The organism is Mycetohabitans endofungorum (assembly GCF_037477895.1).
In the GTDB taxonomy this organism is placed as follows: Bacteria; Pseudomonadota; Gammaproteobacteria; order Burkholderiales; family Burkholderiaceae; genus Mycetohabitans.
The window spans coordinates 1,978,928-2,003,979 of sequence record NZ_CP132744.1; the positions used below are offsets into that span (position 1 = coordinate 1,978,928).

Annotated in this window: 27 protein-coding genes; 5 read left to right on the forward strand and 22 right to left on the reverse strand. The window is 62.6% G+C overall.

Going from position 1 to position 25,052, the window contains the following annotated elements; translation table 11 throughout:
* Positions 1–75 precede the first annotated feature (75 nt).
* The 3 genes from earP (at position 76) to RA167_RS08555 (ending at position 3,586) form a co-directional block, all read left to right on the forward strand.
* A complete protein-coding gene (gene earP / locus RA167_RS08545; RefSeq protein ID WP_076785218.1) occupies positions 76–1,287 on the forward strand; it encodes an elongation factor P maturation arginine rhamnosyltransferase EarP in 1,212 nt (403 codons plus the stop codon).
* Positions 1,288–1,384: 97 nt separating this feature from the next.
* On the forward strand, positions 1,385–1,942 hold the full coding sequence (gene efp, locus RA167_RS08550; RefSeq protein ID WP_076785219.1) for an elongation factor P: 558 nt from the start codon (positions 1,385–1,387) through the stop codon (positions 1,940–1,942).
* A 285-nt stretch (positions 1,943–2,227) separates the two neighbouring features.
* A complete protein-coding gene (locus RA167_RS08555; protein WP_076785220.1) occupies positions 2,228–3,586 on the forward strand; it encodes a sigma-54-dependent transcriptional regulator in 1,359 nt (452 codons plus the stop codon).
* Positions 3,587–3,601: 15 nt separating this feature from the next.
* On the opposite strand, the gene nagZ is transcribed toward RA167_RS08555, so the two are convergent.
* The 22 genes from nagZ to RA167_RS08665 form a co-directional block, all read right to left on the reverse strand.
* Positions 3,602–4,606, reverse strand: coding sequence for a beta-N-acetylhexosaminidase (gene nagZ / locus RA167_RS08560; protein WP_076787291.1), 1,005 nt, complete (start codon positions 4,604–4,606; stop codon positions 3,602–3,604).
* A gap of 29 nt (positions 4,607–4,635) precedes the next feature.
* Positions 4,636–5,127 carry a holo-ACP synthase gene (gene acpS, locus RA167_RS08565; protein ID WP_237574231.1) on the reverse strand — a complete coding sequence of 164 codons (492 nt, stop codon included), beginning with the start codon at positions 5,125–5,127 and terminating at the stop codon, positions 4,636–4,638.
* Positions 5,124–5,888: a pyridoxine 5'-phosphate synthase gene (gene pdxJ, locus RA167_RS08570; protein ID WP_076785221.1), complete on the reverse strand. Its 765-nt coding sequence runs from the start codon at positions 5,886–5,888 to the stop codon at positions 5,124–5,126. The genes acpS and pdxJ overlap by 4 nt, the downstream gene beginning before the upstream one ends.
* Positions 5,885–6,796, reverse strand: coding sequence for a DNA repair protein RecO (gene recO / locus RA167_RS08575; RefSeq protein WP_076785222.1), 912 nt, complete (start codon positions 6,794–6,796; stop codon positions 5,885–5,887). The genes pdxJ and recO overlap by 4 nt, the downstream gene beginning before the upstream one ends.
* Positions 6,783–7,685, reverse strand: coding sequence for a GTPase Era (era, locus tag RA167_RS08580; protein ID WP_076785223.1), 903 nt, complete (start codon positions 7,683–7,685; stop codon positions 6,783–6,785). Before era ends, recO begins: the two co-directional genes overlap by 14 nt.
* Before the next feature lie 122 nt (positions 7,686–7,807).
* On the reverse strand, positions 7,808–8,965 hold the full coding sequence (gene rnc, locus RA167_RS08585; RefSeq protein ID WP_217697086.1) for a ribonuclease III: 1,158 nt from the start codon (positions 8,963–8,965) through the stop codon (positions 7,808–7,810).
* A gap of 50 nt (positions 8,966–9,015) precedes the next feature.
* The gene (lepB, locus tag RA167_RS08590) at positions 9,016–9,927 is read right to left on the reverse strand and encodes a signal peptidase I (RefSeq protein ID WP_076785225.1); all 912 of its coding nucleotides are present in this window, start codon (positions 9,925–9,927) and stop codon (positions 9,016–9,018) included.
* 18 nt (positions 9,928–9,945) lie between these two features.
* On the reverse strand, positions 9,946–11,739 hold the full coding sequence (lepA, locus tag RA167_RS08595) for a translation elongation factor 4 (RefSeq protein ID WP_076785226.1): 1,794 nt from the start codon (positions 11,737–11,739) through the stop codon (positions 9,946–9,948).
* Positions 11,740–11,838: 99 nt separating this feature from the next.
* Positions 11,839–12,135 (reverse strand): glutaredoxin family protein, encoded by a 297-nt coding sequence (locus tag RA167_RS08600; RefSeq protein ID WP_076785227.1) that lies wholly within the window; start codon positions 12,133–12,135, stop codon positions 11,839–11,841.
* Between the two features lie 16 nt (positions 12,136–12,151).
* Positions 12,152–13,648 carry a DegQ family serine endoprotease gene (locus RA167_RS08605; RefSeq protein WP_076785228.1) on the reverse strand — a complete coding sequence of 499 codons (1,497 nt, stop codon included), beginning with the start codon at positions 13,646–13,648 and terminating at the stop codon, positions 12,152–12,154.
* Between the two features lie 31 nt (positions 13,649–13,679).
* Positions 13,680–14,726, reverse strand: a complete 1,047-nt coding sequence (locus tag RA167_RS08610) for a MucB/RseB C-terminal domain-containing protein (protein WP_076787295.1) — start codon at positions 14,724–14,726, stop codon at positions 13,680–13,682.
* A 4-nt stretch (positions 14,727–14,730) separates the two neighbouring features.
* A complete protein-coding gene (locus RA167_RS08615; protein WP_076785229.1) occupies positions 14,731–15,405 on the reverse strand; it encodes a sigma-E factor negative regulatory protein in 675 nt (224 codons plus the stop codon).
* Positions 15,406–15,459: 54 nt separating this feature from the next.
* A complete protein-coding gene (rpoE, locus tag RA167_RS08620; protein WP_041753171.1) occupies positions 15,460–16,059 on the reverse strand; it encodes an RNA polymerase sigma factor RpoE in 600 nt (199 codons plus the stop codon).
* 122 nt (positions 16,060–16,181) lie between these two features.
* The gene (locus RA167_RS08625; RefSeq protein WP_076785230.1) at positions 16,182–16,700 is read right to left on the reverse strand and encodes a protein YgfX; all 519 of its coding nucleotides are present in this window, start codon (positions 16,698–16,700) and stop codon (positions 16,182–16,184) included.
* On the reverse strand, positions 16,700–17,938 hold the full coding sequence (fabF, locus tag RA167_RS08630) for a beta-ketoacyl-ACP synthase II (protein WP_076787297.1): 1,239 nt from the start codon (positions 17,936–17,938) through the stop codon (positions 16,700–16,702). The genes RA167_RS08625 and fabF overlap by 1 nt, the downstream gene beginning before the upstream one ends.
* 102 nt (positions 17,939–18,040) lie before the next feature.
* Entirely contained in the window at positions 18,041–18,280 is a 240-nt protein-coding gene (gene acpP, locus RA167_RS08635) for an acyl carrier protein (RefSeq protein WP_041754094.1), read from the reverse strand.
* 132 nt (positions 18,281–18,412) lie between these two features.
* Complete coding sequence (gene fabG / locus RA167_RS08640) at positions 18,413–19,162, reverse strand: 3-oxoacyl-ACP reductase FabG (RefSeq protein WP_076785231.1); 750 nt, start codon at positions 19,160–19,162, stop codon at positions 18,413–18,415.
* Positions 19,163–19,211: 49 nt separating this feature from the next.
* The gene (gene fabD / locus RA167_RS08645; protein WP_076787299.1) at positions 19,212–20,144 is read right to left on the reverse strand and encodes an ACP S-malonyltransferase; all 933 of its coding nucleotides are present in this window, start codon (positions 20,142–20,144) and stop codon (positions 19,212–19,214) included.
* Positions 20,145–20,225: 81 nt separating this feature from the next.
* On the reverse strand, positions 20,226–21,215 hold the full coding sequence (locus RA167_RS08650) for a beta-ketoacyl-ACP synthase III (protein ID WP_076785232.1): 990 nt from the start codon (positions 21,213–21,215) through the stop codon (positions 20,226–20,228).
* The gene (gene plsX / locus RA167_RS08655; RefSeq protein WP_076785233.1) at positions 21,215–22,357 is read right to left on the reverse strand and encodes a phosphate acyltransferase PlsX; all 1,143 of its coding nucleotides are present in this window, start codon (positions 22,355–22,357) and stop codon (positions 21,215–21,217) included. Before plsX ends, RA167_RS08650 begins: the two co-directional genes overlap by 1 nt.
* Positions 22,358–22,474: 117 nt before the next feature.
* Positions 22,475–22,654: a 50S ribosomal protein L32 gene (gene rpmF, locus RA167_RS08660; RefSeq protein ID WP_076785234.1), complete on the reverse strand. Its 180-nt coding sequence runs from the start codon at positions 22,652–22,654 to the stop codon at positions 22,475–22,477.
* A 118-nt stretch (positions 22,655–22,772) separates the two neighbouring features.
* A complete protein-coding gene (locus RA167_RS08665) occupies positions 22,773–23,447 on the reverse strand; it encodes a YceD family protein (RefSeq protein WP_237574229.1) in 675 nt (224 codons plus the stop codon).
* 240 nt (positions 23,448–23,687) lie between these two features.
* On the opposite strand from RA167_RS08665, the gene RA167_RS08670 reads away from it, so the two are divergent.
* Both RA167_RS08670 and RA167_RS08675 read left to right on the forward strand, forming a co-directional pair.
* A complete protein-coding gene (locus RA167_RS08670) occupies positions 23,688–24,335 on the forward strand; it encodes a Maf family nucleotide pyrophosphatase (RefSeq protein WP_076785236.1) in 648 nt (215 codons plus the stop codon).
* Entirely contained in the window at positions 24,332–25,042 is a 711-nt protein-coding gene (locus tag RA167_RS08675; protein WP_076785237.1) for an SAM-dependent methyltransferase, read from the forward strand. The genes RA167_RS08670 and RA167_RS08675 overlap by 4 nt, the downstream gene beginning before the upstream one ends.
* Positions 25,043–25,052 lie beyond the last annotated feature (10 nt).

Below are 25,052 nucleotides of genomic sequence, written 5' to 3' on the forward strand. Positions count from 1 at the left end.
CGGCGCACGGGATCTGTGCTTTAAAATAAGCAGTTTAGATCATTCGCCAAGCGGCCTGCGCGTCGCGCGCGTCCCATGTCCTCCTGCCCCGCCCTGCTTGCCGACGCGCGTGCGCCGCTCACATGCGACATTTTCTGCACGGTAATCGACAATTTCGGCGACGCCGGCGTCTGCTGGCGGCTGGCCCGGCAGTTGGCGAATGAATACGGCTGGCAAGTGCGTCTGTTCATCGATGAGTTGACCACGCTCGCGCGTCTGGCGCCTGGGTTGGATATCGAGTGTGAGCGGCAAGTGCTGGCCGGTGTCGCCATCGAACATTGGCATGAATCCCAGTTCGCTGGGCCTGGCGCGGCGGCACTGAACATCGCCGATGTCGTCATCGAGGCATTCGCCTGCGATCTGCCAGCGTCATACGTTGCTGCGATGGCGCAACGCTCATCGCGGGTAGCCTGGATCAACCTTGAATACCTGTCGTCGGAAGACTGGGTGGCGAACTTTCACTTGCGTGCGTCGCCTCATCCCCGCCATGCACTGACCAAGACGTTCTTCTTCCCCGGCCTCGACGCCCACACTGGCGGCGTGCTTCGCGAGCAAGACCTGGACTCGCAGCGCCGCGCGTTCGTCGAATCGGCGGCCGAACGGGCGGGCTGGTGGGCGGCGCTCGGGCTGCCGCAGCCCGATCCGGCCGCCACGGTCGTATCGCTGTTCTCCTACGAGAATCCTGCCCTCGACGCGCTGCTCGAGCAATGGCGTGATGCGCCGGATCCGTTGGTACTATTGGTTCCACAGGGGCGGGTCTCCAGCTCCGTAGCGCGGTTTTTCGGTCATCGCGCAGGACCGCGCGCATTCGCGGCGGGCACCAGCGCGAGCGCAGGTGCGCTGAGCGCGTATGCGTTGCCGTTCACCGACCAGCGCGGCTACGACCGACTGTTGTGGAGCGCCGATATCAACTTCGTGCGTGGCGAGGATTCGTTCGTGCGCGCACAATGGGCACGCAAGCCGTTCGTCTGGCACATCTATCCACAGGCGGATGATGCGCATCTGCCGAAGCTGGACGCGGCCCTCGCGCATATCGGCTCGGCACTGGAGCCGCGCGCGCGCGACGCATTGACGCGCTTCTGGCACGCATGGAACGGCAATCCAATGCATGGCCTGCCCGATTGGCACGATTTCATCCAGCACCGGGAAGCGTTTGCGGCACGTGCACACGCATGGGCGGACGAGCTGGCCGCTGTTGGTGATCTAGCCGGGCATCTGGCCGCATTTGCCCAAAATACGTTAAAATGATGGGTTTTCAAGAGCTTAGGCTTGCCTGCCGGACTGCCCAATGTGGGGGCGTGCCGTCAGCCATTCGCCATACCCATTTATCGGACAGGACAGTGTTATGAAGACCGCTCAAGAACTGCGTACGGGCAACGTCATAATGATCGGCAACGATCCCATGGTTGTACAGAAAACCGAGTACAACAAGTCGGGCCGCAACGCCGCGGTCGTCAAGCTGAAGCTGAAGAACCTATTGACCGGCGCGGGCAACGAGTCGGTGTATAAGGCCGATGACAAGTTCGACGTGGTCGTGCTCGACCGCAAAGAGGTCACCTATTCGTACTTCGCTGATCCGATGTATGTTTTCATGGATGCGGACTACAACCAGTACGAGGTCGAAAGCGAGATGATGGGCGATGCGTTGCACTATCTCGAGGACGGCATGGCGTGCGAAGTGGTGTTCTACAACGACAAGGCGATCTCAGTCGAGTTGCCGACCACGCTAGTGCGCGAAATCGTCTATACGGAACCTGCGGTCAAGGGCGATACGTCGTCCGGTAAGGTACTCAAGAATGCCAAGCTGGCTACCGGCTTCGAATTGCAAGTGCCGCTATTCTGCAACATCGGCGACAAGATCGAGATTGACACGCGTACACACGAGTACCGTAGCCGCGCGTAACAGCGCCTCGAACGTTCTCAATGCCACAACGCAAGCGCTCCGACTGGAGCGCTTTTTTGTTTACGGGGGAGTTACGGGAGCCAACGCGACGCGACACTGCTGCACGGCGGTGGAAAAATTTACGCGCCAAACGGGAAAAATTTGCCGCATTGAGAACATGCGCAGCTCACCCTGTTACGGCAACGCGTTGATTGGTAAAGTACGACGAATTGGCACGAAGCATGCTCACCCCGAACCGCCAACGCAGCGCTCAAAAATTCGCCGCAGATAATCCCTCGTCGCGCTATGCCACACGCCCTGATCGTTGAAGATGACCCTAACAGCCTGTCAGGGTTGTCGGCCATCCTGAGTACCGATGGTTTTTCCGTCGACACTGCAGCCACGCTCGCAGAAGCGCGCGCCGCGTTGCAGCGGTTCATTCCCGATGTGGTACTGGTCGACTTGAACCTACCCGACGGCAGCGGGCTGGACGTGCTGCATTCTCTGCCGTCACAGCCGGACGGCGTGACGCCGGTCATCGTGATGACCGGTAATGCGACGGTGGAAAGCGCGATTGAAGGGCTGCGCCACGGCATTTGGGACTATCTACTCAAGCCGGTCAATATCCCGCGATTGCGCAGCCTGCTGGCACGCATTCCGCGCCCATACGAGCTTACCGAGGAAGTCCAGAACCTGCGTGCGGCATTGCGGCGCGTCGGCCGCTTTGGTTCAATGATCGGTCGCGGTGCGGCAATGCAACAGGTCTATGACACGATCGAGCGTATCGCGCCGACGGAGGCAGCAGTGCTGATTGTTGGCGAGCCGGGAACCGGCAAGGAGATCGCTGCGCGAACGCTGCACGAGATGAGCCGTCGCAAGAAAGGCCCGCTGGTGAAGCTGGACGGCGCGGCGGCCAGTCACGCAGGCGCTGAGCCGTGGGAAAGCATGCTATTTGGTCACCAGCGCGGCGCATTTGATGGGGCGGAAACGAGCGGAGCCGGCGTGCTGGAGCGGGCAGCCGGCGGCACGCTGTTCATCGACCGTGTCGATCTGCTGCCGGCCGCGCAGCAGGAGGCACTCGCACGAGCGCTGGGGGCGCGCACGTTTCGCCGGATGGGCGGCACCACTGATCTGAGCGCCGACTTCCGGGTGGTGGCGGCCACCGTCGAATCGCCGCAGCAGGCGCTGGCCCGCGGCACGCTGCGCACCGACCTGCTGCAACGGTTGAACGTGGCACCATTGACATTGCCGCCGCTGCGCGAGCGCGGCGAGGACATCGAACTGCTGGCCACTTATTTCGTCGACGTGCTGAATCAACGCCACGCTTCGGTCAAGCGGCTCAGCCCGCTGTGCGTGCGCGAGCTGATCGAATACGAGTGGCCAGGCAATGTGCGCGAATTGCGCGACGTGATCGAGCGCTCACATCAGGCATCCGAGGACATGATCGAAAGCTTGTCGCCGGACAACGAAGGCGGCCGCACTAGCCGTTCGCGGTCGAACCACCAGGTGCAGATCGCGGTCGGCACGCCGCTTGCCGATGTCGAGGAGATGCTGATCCGTGCCACGCTCGATGCGGTGGGTGGCACCCGGCATCGTGCAGCGACACTGCTTGGCATCAGTCCCAAGACACTGTACAACAAGCTTCAGCGAATGAAGGTGACCTAAACCGGTCCGCCCCGTTCACCGTAGGCTGTCGATCAGCTTGCGCGCTTGGCAATAGTCGGGCTGGCACATCAGCTCGCTCCACTTCGGCGCGTCACCGCGCGGTGCGAGCCGCTTGATGCGACGCCGAGACGCGGTATCGATGTCGCGCGCGCGCAGGCGCTGCAGCACATCGTCGGCGTCCTCGGGACGATTGCACACGAGCACCATGTCGCATCCAGCATCGAGCGCCGCATGCGCGGCCTCGGCGGTGGTCCCGGCCTGACGCGCCGCCTGCATCGACAAATCGTCGCTGAAGATCACGCCATTGAAACCAAGCCTACCGCGCAGGATCTGCTGCAACCATACGGACGAGAAACCGGCCGGCCGAGCATCGACGGCCGGATAGACGACGTGGGCCGGCATCACCGCGGCCAGCGACAGCCCGAGCCATTGATACGGCTGCACATCGCAGGCGAGAATCTCGTCGAGCGCTCGGGTGTCAACAGGCGCCTCGACATGCGAATCCGCCTCCACGTAGCCGTGCCCCGGAAAATGCTTACCGCAGGCTGCCATCCCAGCCAGCGCCAAGCCATGCGCGACGCTTTTAGCCAACAGCGCGACGACGCGCGGATCCGGGTGGAACGCACGATCGCCGATCGCCTTCGAACGTCCGTAGTCTAGGTCGAGCACCGGCGCAAAGCTCAAGTCGACACCGCTCGCGTGCAACTCCGATGCCATCACATAGCCGATCGCCGTGGCTACTCGGATTGCCGCGAGCGCATCGTCGTTCCATAACGCGCCCAGGGCACGCATCGGCGGCAGCGACGTGAACCCATCACCCCGGAAACGCTGCACGCGCCCGCCCTCCTGGTCCACCGCAATGATCACATCGTCGCGCACATCGCGGATTGCGCCAGTCAGCTCGAGCAGTTGCGCGCGGCTCGCATAATTGCGGGCGAACAAAATCACGCCGCCGGTCAGCGGATCGGCGATCCGACGGGCATCGTCACGACTCAACGAAGTGCCGGCGACGTCGAGCATCACCGGACCATATTTGCGTTTGCGGTTGTTCAACTCGGGTTCCTGAGGTCAGTCGCGTGCCGGTCCATCAACCCGGCACCGGAACCATCCATTGACGCATCGACTTCGGCGATGACGAACGACACCGCATAATCGCGTTCGTCGCTGACGGATACGCGTGCGCTAAGTCCGCGCTCGGTCATCCACCGGGCCAGCTCACCGGTCGCGACGATCACCGGCTTGCCGCTTTTCTCGTTGAGCGTCTGCACCGCGCGCCACGTCATCGGCCAATGCATGCCGAGCCCGATCGCTTTAGAGAACGCCTCCTTCGCGCTAAAGCGCGTGGCCAAGAACGCCACGCCGCGCCCTTCCGAGCGTGCCGCGCGCGCGCGATAGACCGCGAGTTCCTGCGGACCGAGGATTTTTTCGGCAAAGCGGCCGCCGGTACGCTCCATCACGGCGGCGATGCGGCTGACTTGCACGATGTCCGTGCCAATCCCATAGACGGCGCGGTGCACCATCGGCGCGGCCCCGGTGTTCATGCACGCGCGCCGACGCGCGACGCGACGATGATTGCCTTCATCTCCCGCACGGCATTGTCCCATCCCGCAAAAATGGCATGCGCGACGATGGCATGGCCGATGTTCAGCTCGGCGATGCCCTCGAGCGCGGCAATGCGCTGTACGTTGGTATAGTGCAGGCCGTGACCGGCATTGACTTTCAGGCCCAGCGACCGTCCCAGGTCGACACCCGCGGCAATCCGCTCGAATTCCTGTGACTGCCGGGCGTCGTCATCCGCGTCGGCGTAGCGTCCGGTATGTAGCTCAATCACCGGCGCGCCGCTTTCGTGAGCCGCCCGGATCTGCTCCGGCTCGGCGTCGATGAACAGCGATACGCGCGCGCCCGCATCGGCCAGTTGCCGACTCGCCGCCTTGACCGCGTCGAAGTGCGTGACCACGTCCAATCCGCCTTCGGTGGTCAGCTCGGCGCGCTTTTCCGGTACCAGGCAAACGTCGTGTGGGCGTACGTCACAGGCGATGTCGAGCATTTCCTGCGTCACCGCGCACTCCAGGTTCATTCGGGTCTTGAGCAACGGCCGCAACGCGCGCACGTCGGCGTCGACGATATGGCGGCGGTCCTCACGCAGATGCAGCGTGATCGCGTCGGCGCCGGCAGCCTCAGCTTGCAGCGCCGCGCGCAGTGGGTCAGGATACGCCGTACCACGCACGTTGCGTAACGTGGCAACATGGTCGATGTTGACCCCCAGCTCGATGACAGGCATTGGCGACGAGAAGATGTTCATAGGTTTTGCAAGTCGATCAAGATCTGGCGCGTCGCAAGCGGCGCGCCACCAAGATAAGTATTCAGCAAAAAACGCATCAGGGTCTTGCTCTGCGCGACGGTCTGCGCACGCGAATAGTCGTCGCGCTCCATGTCGAGCAGCGTTTGCCCGGCAATGACCGGCCCGTGCAACGCATCCGCCTGAGCCCCGTCAAGCATTTCGACGTCGCATACGCCCCGCTCGGGGTCGAACACATACGAGCGTCCGGCCACAACATTCTGCCTCGTTACGGTCCGATCAAGCGACATGGCATAGCCGGTCTCACGCAGTAAGACGCGCTCGAACGAGCGCAATACCTGCACCGCCGGTTCGTCATGCGCGAGCCGCGTCAACGTCAACAAGTAATGGTCGAACAACGCGGTATGCGAATCCTCCCGTGCACAGAACCTGACGAGCAATTCATTGACGTAAAAGCCACACAGCAGTGCATCGCCAGCGAGCGGACGCATTCCGCCGACCCATTCAGCCTTAGTCAGCGTCCGCATTTCGGACTTACCGGTCCATGACAGCGCGAGCGGCTGAAACGTCTGCAGCACGCCGCGCAGCGCCGAATGCGGCCGCTTTGCCCCCTTCGCGACGAGCGCGAGACGGCCGTGCGTGCGCGTGAACACGTCGATAATCAGGCTCGTCTCACGATACGGGTAGGCGTGCAACACGAAGCCCGGCTGCTCATCGATACGGGGGCTCGAGCGCGGCGCGGCGGCGCGGCGGCGGGTCGATGCAGCGTAATCTGGCGCGGACTGCGCTACATTGCCCGACGCATCCGACGCGCCCGGCGGCACGCCGTCGGGCACCCTTTCGGGTGCTGCGCCGGCGTCGGGTTGCCTGGCATGATCTGGATGACCCAGCCAGACGTCATTCGTACCCATAGGCGCGCAATCCCGCCTCGTTGTCCGCCCAGCCGCTCTTGACCTTCACGAACGTCTCCAAATAAACCGGACCATCGAAGAGCTTTTCCATGTCGATGCGCGCCTCGGTGCTAATCTGCTTCAGCTTCGCGCCCTTCTGCCCAATGATCATCGCCTTGTGGTTGTCACGATCGACGAGAATCGTTGCGAAGACCCGCCGCAGGCGGCCTTCCTGCTCGAACTTATCGATCAGTACCGTACTCGTGTAGGGCAACTCGTCTCCGGTCCAGCGGAATACTTTCTCCCGCAGGATCTCGGCCGCCAAGAATCGCTCGCTGCGGTCGGTCAGCTCGTCCTCGCCATAGATCGGCTCACCGAGCGGCAATGACGGCCGCAAGATCTTCAACAACCGCGTGATGTCGTCCGGCTGCTTCGCGCTCATCGGTACGACGTCACGGAACGCGCGCAGCGCCGCTGTGCTTTTCAAAAATGGCAGCAATGCGCTCTTGTCCGAAAGCTTGTCGACCTTATTGGCGATCAGCACCGTCGGCACCGACGGCGGGATCAACTCCAGCACTCGTTGATCGTCCGGCCCGTAACGGCCTGCCTCGACCACGAACAGCACGACGTCCACCGAGGTCAACGTCGAGGTGACCGCGCGGTTCAGCGAACGGTTCAGCGCCGAGCCGTGCCGGGTTTGGAAGCCGGGCGTGTCGACAAAGATGAATTGTGCATCGCCCAACGTCCGGATACCGGTGATCCGGTGCCGCGTGGTTTGCGCCTTGCGTGACGTGATGCTGACCTTTTGCCCAACGAGAGCGTTCATCAGCGTCGACTTGCCGACATTGGGGCGCCCAACGATCGCGATCATGCCGCAACGGAAACCGGTTTGTTCAAGAGTCGAATTCATGGCAAGCGGACCTGCAGAAAATACCGCTGACGTGGGCGCGTAGCGCCCGACCTCGGCTGTCGGGTTCAAAGAGTAAAGCGCGGCAGGTCATGCTGCGACAGGCCACCTTGGCACGGTCACGGTCACGCGCCGGCATCGGCCTTGCGCGGCGTCGAATGAAGCGCCGTATCGCGGGGCTCATCGAGCGCCTTTCCGGGCCCGGCCGGCACATCAGCAACCACGGTGGCGGTGGCAATCGCTGCCGCCGCCTTGGCCAATGGCGCATCGGACGCTGCAGCCCCCTTGTCGGCCTGACGTGGCGCCCGCTCGACCGAATGATCAGCATGCGCGGCACGCATCATCGCGACGGCGCTCGGCACACCATTTGACGACGGCGCGCTGCTCACGCGCTCATGGTGATTGCCCCCCCGCTCCATCGGCTGCATCGCCCGCTCGGCGGGATGCGCGGCGCGCTCGGCGCGGCCCAGCTGCTCGGCCTTGCGGTCCGACTTGAGGCGTAAATCGAGCGCGCCCTGCACTCCGGTGCCATGCGACGGTGCGCCCTCAGATTCGCGCTTGGCGGCGCGTGCCGCGCTCTTCGATCGCTTCGGCTTGCCGAGCAACTGCGGCGCCACCGCCATCACTTCTTCAAGCGCCTTTTTTGCGGCAGCCTGCTCGGCCGCGCGCCGACTGGCACCGGTGCCAAACACCTTGACCTCGAGCTTCGGCACCGTGCACTCGACCTCGAACTGCTGATTGTGGGCGGCGCCCGTGGTCGCAATCACCGCGTAGCTCGGCAATGCGATCTTGTGGCCCTGCAAATACTCCTGCAACAGCGTCTTGGCATCCTTGCCCAGCGTGCGAGGATCGATATGATCCAAAATGGGGACATAAAGTCGTTTGATCACCGTTTGCGCCGCGTCGAATCCCCCATCCAGGAAGATCGCACCGAGCACTGCCTCAAACGTGTCAGCCAGGATCGACGGCCGTCGGAAGCCGCCGCTGCGCAATTCCCCCTCGCCGAGCCGCAACGCCTCTGCAATATTCAGCGCCTGGGCAATTTCGTATAGCGACTGTTGCTTGACCAAGTTTGCCCGCACGCGGGATAGGTCGCCTTCATCGAGTTTGCCAAAACGTTGGAACAAAAGGGCCGCCACCACGCAGTTGAGGACCGAATCGCCAAGGAATTCGAGCCGCTCGTTATGCGTGGCACTGTGGCTGCGGTGGGTCATCGCCTGCCGCAACAATTCCGCATTGCGAAATTCGTAGTGCAGCCGGCTTTCCAGCGGTGACAAAGACATGGATAGAAGTATAACGCGTGCCGCAGCCTGAGCCGAGCAACGCTCAGGCGTCATTCGAACGAGCCGATCCGCTTCAGGTTCGAGAAATTCAGCCAGATGAAGAACGCACGGCCGACCAGGTTGCGGTCAGACACAAAGCCCCAGTAGCGGCTGTCGGCACTATTGTCCCGGTTGTCGCCCATCACGAAATAGTGGCCCGGCGGCACCTTGCAAATCACACCGCGGTCGTTGTAGTGGCAATTGTCGCGATAGGGATAATCGTCTGCGCCAATCACGAACGGTGGCACGGCCGGATCATTGAGCAACGCATGGCGCTTGCCCCCGAGCGTCTCGCTGTACTGCTTGACGTATTTGGCTGGCTGCCCCATCGACAGCCGGTCCTCATCCAGATAATCCGACAGCGGCGTTTTAAGCACCACCTCGCCATTGATCATCAGGCGCTTGTCCTGGTACGCGACCACGTCGCCCGGCACGCCGACAACGCGCTTGATGTAATCGACCGACTCGTCCTTCGGATAGCGGAATACAATGACGTCGCCGCGCTGTGGGTCTCGATTCGAGATGATCTTCTTATCGATGATCGGCAAGCGGATCCCGTAATCGTACTTGTTAACCAGGATGAAGTCGCCGACAAGCAGCGTGGGCACCATCGAGCCGGACGGAATCTTGAACGGCTCGACGATGAATGAACGCAGCACGAAGACTAGCAGGATCACCGGAAAGAAGCTCGCCGAATACTCGAGCCACCACGGCTGGCGCAGCCGTTCTTCGCGCAGCCTTGCCCGTGTGCGGGCGGCATTTTCGTCGCGAAAGCGCTCATCCATGCGCTGTTGCTGCTGATCGAACGCGTGCGCGGCGGCATCCGCGGCCCGCCGGCGCTGAGGAAGAAAAACCAGCTTGTCCGCTACCCATGCAATGCCGGTCAACACGACCAGGATAAAGAGGATCAGCGCAAAATTCATGGAGATTCCGTTTTTCGGTTATTTGTCTTCGACTTTGAGAATAGCGAGAAATGCCTCTTGAGGAATCTCGACGCTGCCGACCTGCTTCATCCGCTTCTTGCCTTCTTTTTGCTTTTCGAGCAGTTTCTTCTTGCGCGTGATGTCGCCACCATAGCATTTAGCCAGCACGTTCTTGCGCAGCGCCTTAATGTTCTCGCGCGCAATGATGTGCGCGCCGACGGCCGCCTGGATCGCAACATCGTACATCTGCCGGGGGATGATTTCGCGCATCTTCGCGGCTACCTCGCGACCGCGATACTGCGACTGCGATCGATGCACAATCACCGACAGTGCATCGACTTTGTCGCCGTTGATCAGCATATCGACCTTGACCACATCCGATGCCCGATATTCCTTGAACTCATAGTCCATCGACGCGTAGCCGCGCGATACGGACTTGAGCCGATCGAAGAAGTCCAGCACGATCTCAGCCATCGGTATCTCATAGGTGAGTTGCACCTGGCGACCGTGGTAGGTCATGTTGACCTGATTGCCGCGCTTGCTCGTGCATAGCGTGATCACCGCGCCGACATAGTCCTGTGGCATATACAGGTTCACCGTCACGATCGGCTCACGGATCTCGGCGATCTTGGATGGCTCAGGCATCTTCGCCGGGTTCTCGACCATCACCATCGAGCCGTCCTGCATCAGCACCTGGTACACGACGGTCGGCGCCGTCGTGATCAAATCCATGTTGAATTCGCGCTCGAGCCGCTCCTGCACGATTTCCATGTGCAGCAAGCCTAGGAAGCCACAGCGAAAGCCGAAGCCCAGCGCCTGCGAGACCTCGGGTTCGTATTGCAGCGACGCATCGTTGAGCTTGAGTTTCTCAAGCGACTCGCGCAACGCATCGTACTGGTTGGCCTCGACCGGATATAGCCCGGCGAACACCTGCGGCTTGACTTCCTTGAAGCCCGGCAACGGTTCAGCCGCCGGCTTTGCCGAATGGGTGATCGTGTCGCCAACCTTCGCGGCCGTCAATTCCTTGATGCCCGCGATCACGAACCCGACTTCGCCCGCGCACAAGACGTCACGGTTTTGCGACTTCGGTGTGAACACGCCCACGTGCTCGACCGGATGCTGCGCACCGGTCGCCATCATCCTGATCTTGTCTTTCGGGCGCAACGCGCCATTGATGATGCGCACCAGCATCACGACGCCGACGTAATTGTCGAACCACGAGTCGATGACCAGCGCCTGCAGCGGCGCCTGCGCGTCGCCGCGGGGCGGCGGCACCTTGGCGATCAGCGCCTCGAGCACGTCCTGCACGCCCAGACCCGTCTTCGCGCTGCATTGCACTGCGTCCGTGGCGTCAATGCCGATCACATCTTCGATTTCGGCCATCGCGTTGTCCGGGTTCGCCGCGGGCAAATCGATCTTGTTGAGCACCGGCACGACCTCGACACCCAACTCGATCGCGGTATAGCAGTTTGCGACGGTCTGCGCTTCGACCCCCTGGCTCGCATCGACGACCAGCAGTGCACCCTCGCAGGCGGATAACGAACGGCTCACCTCATAGGAAAAGTCGACGTGGCCCGGTGTGTCGATCAGGTTCAAGTTATAAACACGACCATCCCGCGCCCGGTACGTCAACGCGGCGGTCTGCGCCTTGATCGTGATGCCGCGCTCGCGCTCCAAATCCATCGAGTCGAGCACTTGCGCTTCCATTTCGCGGTCCGACAGGCCACCGCACAGCTGGATAATGCGGTCAGCAAGCGTCGATTTACCGTGATCGATGTGCGCGATGATCGAAAAATTACGAATATGATCCATTCAATGTCGATCAAGCGAAAAAGGCGCGCTCGGACAAAAGCGGAGCACGCCTTGCGATAAAGTCAAGAATCCGCGCATTTTAGCGGAAAACGCATCCGATCAGGCTGGACCCGCGGGCCATCGCCCCGCATCGAAGCTCGCCAGCGCCCGCGCGACGCGCACAGGGTCGAGCCGGTGACGGCACAACTCGACGCCGTCTAACAGCAGCACGGGTACTGCCTCGTCATACTGCGCTTGTAGCACCGGATCCGCGTCGATGTCGACCACCTCGACGGCGATGCCGCTCGTGCTGGGCCACATCGCATCGAGCTGCGCCCGCATGTCGTCGCACAGATGACACCATGCGCGGCCGTACAGCGTCAGGCGGGGCAGGCGGTGCAAGCCGTGCGCCATCATCGAGCGTCAGCCCGCATTACTTCTGCGCCGGCGTAGGCCGCGGCCTGACCGGGACGAACTGCGTGTTATCACCGCGGCGCACCAGCAACGCCGCGGCCTTTTGCGGATCGAGTTGCTGCACGAGCGACTCGAATTGTTTCGTATTCGAGACGTCAGTATCGCCGATTCGCAAGATGATGTCGCCCCGCTGCAACCCTGCGCGGGCCGCTGGACCGTGCACGCCATCGACCTGCACGCCGCCTTTCAGATTCATCGATTTAAGCTGCTCCGGCGACAGGTCGCTAACCGCCAGCCCAAGCTGGTTCGATGCACGCTCGCGCGGCGGCGCGCGGCGGCTAGTTTGCGCCTTCGCCGTCTTGTCCGGCTGCATCTCGGCCACGACGACCGACAAATCCTTCGTTTGGCCCTTGCGCCAGATCGTCAGCGTCGCCTGGGTACCGGGCTTGGTTTCGCCCACCATCCGCGGCAGGTCTGTCGCCGTGTCCACATTGCGTCCATTGAACTTCAGGATGATGTCCCCCGGCTGCACGCCGGCCTTGTCGGCCGGGCCGTCCGCCTCGACGCTGGACACCAGCGCGCCTTGCGCCTTAGGCAGACCCAGCGAGTCCGACACGTCCTTGGTCACTTCGCCGATCGCCACCGCGATCCGGCCCCGCACAACCCGCCCGTTGACCTTGAGTTGGTCTGCGACGCGCATTGCCTCGTCGATCGGGATGGCAAACGAGATCCCCATAAAACCGCCGGTACGGCTATAGATTTGCGAGTTAATGCCAATGACCTCGCCCTGCATGTTGATTAACGGCCCGCCCGAATTGCCGGGATTGACTGCGACGTCGGTTTGGATGAACGGCAAATAGTCGCCGGTATCACGCCCCTTCGCGCTGACGATGCCGGCCGTGACCGTGTTGTCCAGCCCGAAGGGGGAACCGATCGCCACGACCCATTCCCCGACCCGGACCTTGTTCGAATCGCCGATCGTCACTGTCGGCAGACTCGCCGCATTGATCTTCACGAGCGCCACGTCGGTGCGCTCGTCCACGCCGATCAACTTTGCCTTGAATTCGCGTTTGTCGGTCAGCGTCACATAAATCGTGTCCGCGTCATCCACCACATGCGCATTGGTCATCACATAGCCGTCGGCCGACAGGATAAAGCCAGAGCCCACGCCGCTGCTCTGCTCCGAGTCCGACGGATCTGAATCGCCGCCCCCGCCCCCTCCGCGCGGCGGGTTCGGCTTGCCTGGCTGCTGTGGCAACGGAATACCGAAGAAGCGCCGGAAGAACTCGGACATGTCGCCGTCATCCAGCCCGGGGGGCAAGCCCGTCGCGCCCTGTTGCTGCGCATGCGTCGCCGTGCGGATATTGACGACCGCTGGGCCGACCTTGTCGACCAGGTCCGTGAAATCGGGCAGGTTGGCGGCGGCTGGCGCCGCGGCTGCGCACGGGGACACCAACGGGATACAGATGGCCATGGCGGCCGCGAGCAGGAATCTGCGCACCGGATGGATACTCATATTGTCGATAAAAAGAAAGAGACCGCGCGAACTATCGAGGAGCCTTATATTCTATGGCAGAAGTGAACTGTTGCAGCGTCGTCATCGGTACTTCGCCCAACGCGGTGATCCAATAATCACCATGACGCTTGACCAGGATGTGCGTGGCTCCGCTCGCACCCGAGCCTTCCTTGCGGGAATTGCGCTCGAATGGCTCAACGAAAATCGAGATCGCACAAAGCCCATCAGAAAACACCGCCTGATCCACGGCAATGGGCGACGACGACGGATCGCGCGCAGCCATCGGCCGGCGCAGTTCCCGTACCTTGCGAAACCCGGGAATCTGATTCGGCAGTTGCCAGCCCGCTGCTTCCATGTTGACCGGCTCCACCGGGGGGCGCACGCAACCGGATGCGTTGCGCACGGCCTGGGCAATCGCGTTGCGGTCCGCCGTCACGCCGAGCCGGACCTGTGAAAAGGCAACCTGCTCGAGCACCTGCCCGTCGCTGTCCAGCGTCTGCTCGCGCAACAGCAGGCCGGTCTTCTGGTCGGCCCATAACTTGTACGTGTAGCGCAGCGCGTCCTTCGGACGCAATTCGATCACGGTCGCGTCAAGTCCGGCGACACGATCGGCCCCCAGCAGCTGCGGATCGTAGACACTCAATACGCGGTCGCTGCTCGCAGACAATAGCGCGGGGAACGAATCCTTGCTCTGCCGATGCTCGAACACGCACAGCTTGCGCTCGGGCACGAACGTGTAGACCTCGTCGTTGTGCCGCAGCATCCGGCGCGGCTTGCCGTCCAAGCTTTCCAGCCTTTCATATTCGCCGTCACCATGATCCGCGAAATGCACGATGCTGGATGACTGCACCGCCGAACCGCGCTGGTAGACGAAAATCCCTTCGTAGCTCTGCTGCTGTGCTGCCTGGTGGATCCGATTCAGCCAAGTGGCCGCCTGGCGCCGTGCGACGAGAGAGTCGTCGGTGCGCGACTGAACGTGGACGGCCGCGCAGACCAGCGAAATGAATACGGCTGCGACGAACATCGTTCCCCGCAGCCGCCCCCGTGCGTCGATTGTTTTTGACCGCTGAAGCTGCATCAGTTTATTGGCCCTCGGAAACCGCGGCGGCACGGATCAAAGGTGTGGCGGATTGGACCATCGGCTGCTGCGCGAACTGCTGGTGCGCGGCCAGATATTGATCTAGATCCGCATCGCGAACAATGCTCGCATCCTGGATGCCCTGCGGCACGCTGCCATCCACCGGCGTGGACGCCAATGCGACGCGCTGCATTGCATCCGAACCCGGCTCGCTGACCAAAGCAACTTGTGCCGTTGTGCCTGCACTGCCAAGGCCCTGCAGTTGCGGCACGACCACCCAACTCAGCGTCGCGGCGGCAGCGGCCACCGCGAACACTGGCAACACGCGGCGTCGTAACGCCAGCGTGCGCCGCATGTTGGTCCGCCATGCCGACGGCGCCAACACGTGCGGCTCATTGGCCAGTCGCGCAGAAAACCGGGCAACGAACGCTGCGCTCTTCACGGCATCCTCGGCTAACTCGTCGGAGCGTAGTGCATCACCAATCAGATGATAGTCGATCCACAGGGCCCGCCCGTCGGCATCCAGCGTCGACAGGAACTCGGCCAGCTTATGCGACACGCGCGCGCGCGCCGCGCGCCCGCCGCTTTCTAGCGATTCACCATCCAGCGCGGCGGAAATACGCTCGGCAACCGAAATGTGACTCGCCGACTCGTTCATTTGCAATGGAACGGACCCCATGATGCTCCCCATCTGACTGACAACCCCGTAGACTCCCCCGCTCGACCCTTACCGCTACCACCGCTTTCCTTCGGGAGTATCCAGCAACGGGCGCAACCTTGTCGCAATAGCTTCGCGAGCCCGAAAAATCCGCGACCGAACGGTGCCGATTGGGCAACCCATCATCTCGGCGATTTCCTCGTAACTCAGTCCTTCGATCTCGCGCAGCGTGATCGCCGTGCGCAACTCCTCGGGCAACAGCGCCATCGCGGCGTTGACTGTCTGTGCGATCTGCTTGCTCATCAACACTGATTCAGGCGTGTTGATATCTCTTAGTTGGTCGGCATCGGAGAAAGTTTCAGCCTCCTCCGCGTCCGCTTCCGTGGATGTCGGCGCACGCCGACCCTGCGTCGCAAGGTAATTCTTTGCGGTGTTAACGGCGATCCGGTACAACCACGTATAGAACGCGGACTCGCCGCGAAATTGCGGCAACGCTCGATATGCCTTAATGAACGCGTCCTGCGCGACGTCCTCAACTTCTGCGGGATCGCGCACGAGGCGCGAAATCAGCCTGATGATCTTGCGGTGGTATTTGGCGACCAGGAGTTCGAACGCGGCTTTGTCGCCTTTCTGGACGCGCTCGACCAGCGCCTGGTCGATTTCTTTTTCGCTCACCTGAAAAATCCGTTGTCTATATAGATTGCGACGCGAAAGGACGCCTATTGTAGCGCCCCCGCGGGCAGGCAAGCGTTACAACGGTTACAAGGGGCCGCGCGGGCGCACTGCGGGGCAACGACTCATCCCGGCCGCCGGCGCTGACGTGCCAGCGCGATCGCCAACTCGCGGAAATGGGACGGCTCGATTGCATCCGCCGCGATCAGCACCGAACCCGGTCCTGCACTGTGCCACGTCGCCCGCTCGTCGTCAGGCGCCAGGCGCAGCACCAGCAGGCCAGCAGCAGGACGCGCATGCCCAAGGATCCGGTGATATCGCACCGGCGCGCCCTGACGGTGCCACGTGACCGCACCGTCCGGCCCGACTTTGATCGCAACAGGCCGCTTGCGTTCCTGCCACTGCGAAAAAACAGCCAATATGAGCGCCACCGAGAGCGCTGCCGCTGCGGCGGCGATGAGACCGATGCGCGGCGCCAGCGCCAGCATCACCGCCAGCGCGCACGCGCACGCGGCGGCCACGCCCAACGCCGCGAGCATCCGCGAGTGCCGCAAAACCATCGCGTCGTCGCACGCCGTCGATGCGATACCGGAGTGCGGCGGCGGCGCGGACCGGGACTCTGCGAAGACGGCGCGATCCGTCATCAGACGCGCTTGAACACCAGCGTACCGTTCGTGCCGCCGAAGCCGAACGAGTTCTTCAGCGCGACGTCGATCTTCATTTCCCGCGCGGTATTCGCGCAGTAATCCAGGTCGCACGCCGGATCCTGATTGAAAATGTTGATCGTCGGCGGCGATACTTGGTGATGGAGCGCCAACACGGTGAACACCGACTCCAGACCACCTGCGCCGCCAAGCAGGTGGCCAGTCATCGACTTCGTCGAGTTCACGACCATGTGCTTCACGTGGTCGCCGAACGTGCGCTTGATGCCGATAGTCTCCGCCAGGTCGCCCAACGGCGTCGACGTGCCATGGGCATTCAGGTAGTGGACTTCATCCAAGTTCACGCGCGCGTTCTTCAACGCCGCCAGCATGCAACGGCGCGCGCCGTCACCGTCCTCGAGTGGCGCCGTGATGTGGTGCGCGTCAGCGCTCATGCCATAGCCGGCGACCTCGGCATAGATCTTCGCGCCGCGCGCCTTCGCGTGCTCGTATTCTTCGAGCACCATGACGCCAGCACCCTCGCCCAGCACGAAGCCGTCACGATCTTTGTCCCACGGACGGCTGGCAGTGGCCGGATCATCGTTACGCTGCGACAGCGCGCGCGCGGCGGCAAAGCCGCCGATGCCCAGCGGCGACACGGTCGCTTCTGCGCCGCCGGCCAGCATCATGTCGGCATCCCCATATTCGATCAACCGTGCCGCCTCGCCAATGCAGTGCAAGCCGGTCGTGCATGCAGTCACGATCGCCAGGTTCGGCCCCTTGAGACCGTAGCGCATCGACAGGTGACCGGAAATCATGTTAATGATCGAGGCCGGAACGAAGAAAGGAGAAATCCGCCGTGGCCCGCGGTTGAGCATCTCGGTTTGCGTGACTTCGATCATCGGCAAGCCGCCAATGCCCGAGCCGACAACCACACCGATACGCTCCAAGTCCTCGCTTGCCGTGTCGATGCCCGCGTCCGTCATGGCCTGCACGCCGGCCGCAAAGCCGTAGTGGATAAACGTATCCATGTGGCGGGCCTCTTTGGCCGCCATGTAGTCCTCGACCTTGAAGCCCTTAACTTCACCGGCAAAACGCGTCGAAAAATTCGATGCGTCAAACTTCGTGATGTTCGCGATCCCCGATTTGCCAGCAACCAGGTTCGCCCAACCGTCGACAACGTTATTGCCAACGGGCGAAATCAGCCCAAGGCCGGTAACTACCACACGACGACGGCTCACGATATTCCCTTTTTCATACATAATAGAAAATCAAAAGCCACAGCGGCCGCACGGGAATCCGTGAGCCCTGTGGCCGCGACCTGCGACAAAAAACCCAGACGCTCAGGCCTTGACGTTAGCCCGAGCGTAGTCGATTGCCTGCTGAACCGTCGTGATCTTCTCGGCTTCCTCATCCGGAATCTCCATGCCGAACTCGTCTTCCAGCGCCATCACGAGCTCGACAGTGTCCAGCGAATCAGCACCCAAATCGTTGACGAACGAAGCCTCGTTCTTGATTTCCGCGTCAGCCACGCCGAGCTGTTCTGCGACGATCTTCTTGACGCGCTGTTCGATGTTGTCCATGCATCCCTCCAGGGAAAATGAGTTCAAAAATGCAAGTGCGCGCATTTTATCAGGTTTGTCCCGCAAAAAATGACGCGCGACCAGTTTCGCCGCAACCCTTGCGAGCACCGCAGCAAGTGCAGCCAGCACCCGTCAGGACATGTACATGCCGCCATTGACGTGCAACGTCGTGCCCGTAATGTATCCCGCCTGCGCCGAAGCGAGGAATGCAACCGCGTGGGCGACGTCTTCCGGCGCACCCAGCCGGCCTAATGGAATCTGCGCGTCGAGCGCCGCGCGCTGCGCCTCGGGCAACACGCGGGTCATATCCGTGTCGATGAAACCCGGCGCCACGCAGTTGACGGTGATGTTACGGCTGCCAATCTCGCGCGCCAGCGCCCGCGTCATGCCGGCCACCCCCGCCTTGGCCGCTGCGTAATTGACCTGCCCCGGATTACCGGTTGAGCCGACGACGGACGTAATGCTGATGATGCGCCCGCCGCGCGCCTTCATCATCGGCCGCAGTACGGCGCGCGACAGGCGAAATACAGCCTTTAGGTTGGTGTCAATCACCGCGTCCCACTCATCGTCCTTCATCCGCATTGCAAGCTGGTCCTGCGTGATGCCGGCGTTGTTCACTAGGATATTCAATGCCCCGAACTCCTTGACCACCGAATTGACCAGCGCATCGGCCGCGAGGCCGTCGTTGACGTCCAGTACCGCGCCGCGACCGACAATGCCCTCGGCGCGCAACGTGTCACTGATCGCCGCCGCTCCATTGTCGGACGTGGCGGTGCCAATTACCGTCGCACCGGCACGCCCGAGCACGAGCGCAATCGCACGGCCGATGCCGCGCGATGCGCCGGTGACCAGCGCAATCTGTTTGTCGAGCGATTTTTCCATCCCGTCTTGGCTCCGAATCGAATGATGAATCCCGGTGACAGCCCGGCATTCAACCTTGCAACAGTTTCAATGTATCGTCGAGCGACGCCGAATCGACGATTGCGCCGCCCACCAGGTTGGCATCAATGCGCCGCGTCAACCCGGCCAACACCTTGCCAGGGCCGCACTCAATCACATGCGTGATCTGCTGCGCGGCGATCGCGCGCACGCATTCGACCCAGCGTACCGGCCCGGCGGCCTGGCGTACCAGCGCATCCTTAATGCCGGCTGGATCCGACACCATCGCCACATCGATATTGTTGACCACCGGAATCTGCGGCGCACGCACGTCGACATCGGCCAGATACTCGCGCAGGCGCTCAGACGCCGGTTTGAGTAGCGACGAATGAAACGGCGCTGACACGGGCAGCAACACCGCACGCTTTGCGCCCTTGGCCTTGGCGATCTCGCACGCCTTGTCCACGGCAGCCTTGTGGCCAGCGATCACGACCTGCGCCGGCGCATTGAAGTTGACCGCCTCGACGATGCCGGCCGCCCCCGCTTCCGAGCATGCGGCGCGCACCGCGTCATCATCCAGCCCCAGGACCGCCGCCATCCCCCCGGCCCCGACCGGCACCGCCTGTTGCATCGCCTGCGCGCGAAAGCGCACCAGCGGCAACGCGTCACGAAATGTGATCGCGCCCGCGGCGACCAGTGCCGTGTATTCGCCGAGGCTGTGGCCGGCAACGACCGCCGGTGCCGCGCCGCCGGCTTGTTGCCACACGCGGTAAATCGCGTAGGCGGCGGTGAGCATCACAGGCTGCGTATGGGTGGTCAGGTTCAGTTCGTCGACCGGCCCCTGTGCGATCAGACGGCCGATATCCTGGCTCAGCGCATCGGACGCTTCTTCGAGCGTCGCCTTTACAACAGGATGATCACCGAATGCATTGAGCATGCCGATCGATTGCGAGCCTTGCCCGGGGAAAACGAACGCGAACTTCATATCGTCCTCGAATAGAAAAAAGCAGCGAAACGGCATGCGCTCGGACAGCGCACCAAGCACCTGCGCATGCTGTACACGCGTCTACATACGGATGACTGCCGCACCCCAGGTAAATCCACCGCCAACGCCTTCGATCAGTACCCGATCACCGGGCTTGATGCGTCCGTCCCGCACTGCCATGTCCAGCGCGAGCGGAATCGATGCGGCCGACGTGTTGCCATGCTCGCCGACCGTCACAATCATGCGCTCCGATGGCAATCCGAGCTTGCGACACGTGCCTTGCATGATTCGAATATTGGCCTGATGTGGAATCAGCCAATCGACCTGGTCCGCAGACATATCGGCCTTAGCCAGCGCTTCGAGCGCCACCTTCTCGAGCACGTTTACCGCGAGTTTGAATACCGCGGGCCCGTCCATATGCAGAAACGCACTACCTTGGATAACACCGCCGTTGATGTTGCCTGGCGTGCATAAGATGCGCGCGTGGCTGCCGTCCGCGTGCAGTGCACTCGCCAGCAGCCCTGGCTGGTCCGAGGCGCCGAGCACGACGGCACCAGCGCCGTCGCCGAACAGCACGCAGGTGGTTCGGTCCTTGAAATCGAGCAGCCGTGAAAACGTTTCGGCGCCGATCACCAGCGCGTTGCGATGCGCGCCGCTGCGGATCAACCCGTCGGCCACCGCCAGCGCATAAGCGAACCCGGAGCACACTGCTTGCACGTCGAATGCCGCGCCACCGTTGCGGATGCCGAGCTTGTCCTGCAGCAGGCAGGCCGTACTCGGGAACACGAAGTCCGGAGTCGACGTGGCAACAATGATCAGCTCGATCGCCTGCAAATCGATGCCCGCCGCTGCGATCGCGCGCTGTGCGGCCACCAATGCAAGGTCGCTAGTGGCTTGCTCGGGCGACGCGAAATAACGGGCACGGATGCCCGTGCGCGTCACGATCCACTCATCGCTCGTCTCGACCCCCTGCTGCGCGAGCCGCTCGGCCAGCGCCTGGTTGGTGACGCGCGTCGGTGGTAAGTAGCTGCCGGTACCGAGCACGCGCGAGTAAATAGTGGAATGAACCATCATGCCTTCGGGGATAGCGCAGCCAACGGCTCAGGCGCGGATGATCCCGCGGGGCCGCCGGTGGTCGTATTGAAAAGTGCTTGTGCGCCGGACACGTCAGGTTCGCCAAAACCAGCGCCGGCCGCGCGAGCGAGCGGGTCGGCATTTTCCTCCAGCGCCCGCGTCAGACGCTCGAGAACGCCATTCTTGACGGCATCATACCCGCGTTTGATAGCCCATTCAAATGCGTACGCATCTGCCGAACCGTGACTCTTGATCACCAGATTGCGCAGGCCGAGCAGCGCGGCGCCGTTGTATTGACGCGAATCGACCCGCTTTTTGAAACGCGACAGCACCGGTAGCGCGAGCAGCGCCATGAGCTTCGTGGCCCACGAACGACTAAACTCTTCGCGAATCATGTCGGCAAGCATCCGCGCGAGTCCTTCGGACGTCTTCAACGCGACGTTGCCGACAAAGCCATCGCAAACGATCACGTCAACCGTGCCCTTGTAAATGTCGTTGCCCTCGACATTGCCGCGGAAATTGAGCGTGCTCGCGCGCAGCAGTTCGCCGGCGCGCTTGATGATATCGTTGCCCTTGATCACCTCTTCACCGATGTTCAGCAACCCGATCGACGGGCGGTCCTTGCCCTCGATCGCGGACACCAGCGCGTGCCCCATCTCGGCGAATTGCAGCAAGTGCTGCGGCTCGCAGTCGACATTCGCGCCCAGGTCGAGCATTGTCGTGTAGCCATGCTGATTCGGCAGGGCGAACGCGATCGCCGGCCGTTCGATGCCGGCCAGCGTCTTGAGCACGTAGCGCGACACCGCCATCAACGCGCCGGTGTTGCCGGCCGAGATGCAGGCTTGCGCATGACCCTCCTTCACCAGGTTCAACGCGACGCGCATCGACGAGTCCCTCTTCTTGCGCAATGCGACCTCGACGGAATCGTCCATCGCGACGACCTCGCTCGCATCGACGATCGACAGCGTCGGCATGTCGAGTGCCTTGCATCGCTTGAGCTGCACGCGGATCGCGTCGTTCAAGCCCACCAGCACGAGTTGCGCATCTGGATGCGCACGCGCGAAACTGACCGCGGCGGGAACCGTCACGGTTGGACCGTGGTCGCCTCCCATGCAGTCGATTGTGATCTTTATAGTCATGGGATGCGGCGAATTTCAGGCACAAAAAAGCGGCAGATCAATGCCGCTTTCTTGACGAACCGATGGCAATTCAATCGCGAACGAAAGGTGAGGCAGGCGACCATTGCCGCCAGGCACTTAGTCGTTTTTGGTCTTGACGACCTTCTTACCGCGGTAGTAACCGTTCGGGCTAATATGGTGACGCAAATGGACTTCGCCGGTGCTCGGCTCGACGGCCAGCGGTGCGGCGCCCAGGAAATCGTGCGAGCGGTGCATGCCGCGCTTCGACGGCGACTTCTTGTTTTGCTGAACTGCCATGGTAACTCCAGAAAAATTTCGTCAATTTTAACACAGGTCCCCACCCCGCCTGCCACCCGCCAAACAGCTGATGACAGGCCGGCGCGACCGGCCTGGCCTCTGGGCCGCGCCCGCCCACTCAATGCGTCGGTCCGGACTTCGGCCCGCCACCCTTGAGCGCCTTGAGCGCGGCAAATGGATGCTCGCATTGCGTTTCGTCACCAGCCGGCGATTCGCCGGCCTCAGCATCGGGAGCGCGCGCATGCTCGCCCGCCGCGCCGGTCACCAGGCTCTCGTGTATCTGGTTGCAGATCTTATGCTTCGGTACCAGCGGCAACGACAACAACAATTCTTCCTCGATCAACTCGACAAAATCGAACTGACGCGAACCTACGATCACATCAAATGACGTGTCGTCGAGCGCACGCTCATCCGCCTCGTCGTCGCTCTCGACGATCCGGTATTCGGCATCGATGTCCAGTGGCACGCGAAACGGTTCCATGCAACGCTGGCACTGCAGCCAGATTGCGCCATGCACGGCCACCCGCAGACACGGCTCGTCGAGCACGGTGCCATCGGGCTGCAGTTCGCGCACCGATCCACCCTGCGCGTGCCAGCGCAACGCCGGATCATAATCGCCGAGCGTCACCGCGTCGGCGGGCACTTCGGCTGCCAGCCGGGCCAACTCGCCAACGTCGAACTGTCCCATCGCTTGCCGACCTGTTCGAGCAAACTCGAACAGATCCAGCGCATGCAGGTTGAGCGCCGCCTCACGGCCGGTCGACGCGTCTTGCTTGTCCGTTGACTCCGCCACCTGGACCTCCTCCCGCGTCATCCCTCATCCCGCTAACAGGCGCAGCCGGTATCGCCGGCCGCCGCGCCGCGACAGACATTTATGGACCGCACCGATGAAAAGCCCGGTATCATAGCGCTTTTGTCTTTACGCGTCAAACACTTAAGCCGGCACCTGGCGCGCGCTCGTGCAACGCGCCGCGCGCCACGCGCGCCAGGTGCCGGCCGTGGTTAAATCGCGCATTCCGGACCGCTTCCGCCCATGCAGCCCCTATCCGCTCCAATCGCCGCGCGCCGGCTGATTCTTGCTTCCAGTTCCCCGTACCGGCGCGCACTGCTCCAGCGGTTGCGCGTGACTTTCGACGTCGACGTGCCAGACATCGATGAAACGCCATTGCCGCATGAAGCGCCGGCCGGCACCGCCCTGCGACTGGCCGAGGCCAAGGCCCGCGCCGTGGCCGCGCGCAGCGGCGATGCGCTGGTGATCGGCTCGGATCAGGTCGCCACGCTCGCCGGCCGGCAAATCGGCAAACCCGGGGACCACGCGCGCGCACTCGAGCAGCTACGCACGATGCGCGGGCGCGACGTCGAGTTTCACACCGCGCTGTGCCTCTATGACCCGCGCAACGACACCGCACGCTGCACCGACGTCGTCACACGGGTACGCTTTCGCAATTTGCCCGATACGGAACTAGACGCTTACTTGCAGATGGAACGGCCCTACGACGTCGCCGGCAGCGCCAAGTCGGAAGGGCTGGGGATCGCCTTGCTGGAGGCGGTCGACAGCGACGACCCCACGGCCTTGATCGGCCTGCCGCTGATCGCGCTGACCGACATGCTGCGCCAGGCCGGTGTGACGCTGCTGGGCACCGCCGACGCCGCCTCCGAAGCACCGGAGCAGGCGCGATGACTGGCGTGCTGTACCTGGTGCCCAATGCATTGGGCGACACCGCAGCGCTGGCAAGCGTGCTGCCCGAACCCGTGCGCGCGCTCGCGGCGCGGCTGACCTATTATGTCGGCGAAAACGCGAAAAGCACGCGGGCATTCCTGAAAAAAACGGGTGGCACTATTCCGATCCAGGACATCGAGATTCGCGAATTGAACGTCAATACGCCGGCGAACGCAATCGATGCGCTGCTCGCACCGATCATCGCAGGCTGCGACGGCGGGCTGCTGTCCGAAGCCGGGTGTCCGGCTGTAGCCGATCCAGGTGCGCTGCTGGTGCGCCGGGCGCACGAGCGCGGCATCCGGGTCGTGCCACTGGTCGGACCCAGTTCGATCCTGCTGGCGCTGATGGGCTCCGGCTTGAACGGCCAGAGCTTTGCCTTTCACGGCTACCTGCCGGTGGATGCCGCGCAACGCACGAAGAAGCTGCGCGAGCTAGAGCAGCAGTCGCGCCGGGCCCGGCAGACACAGATTTTTATCGAAACCCCTTATCGCAACCGTGTGATGCTCGATGTGCTGGCAAGCGCGTGCGCGCCGGACACACTCGTGTGTGTGGCCGTCGACCTGACGCTACCGGATGAGCAAATCGTCACCCGGCCAGTGTCAGTGTGGCGTAAAGAGCCGATCGAACTGCATAAACGACCGGCCATTTTTCTGATGTTGGCGAACTGACAGCGACTTG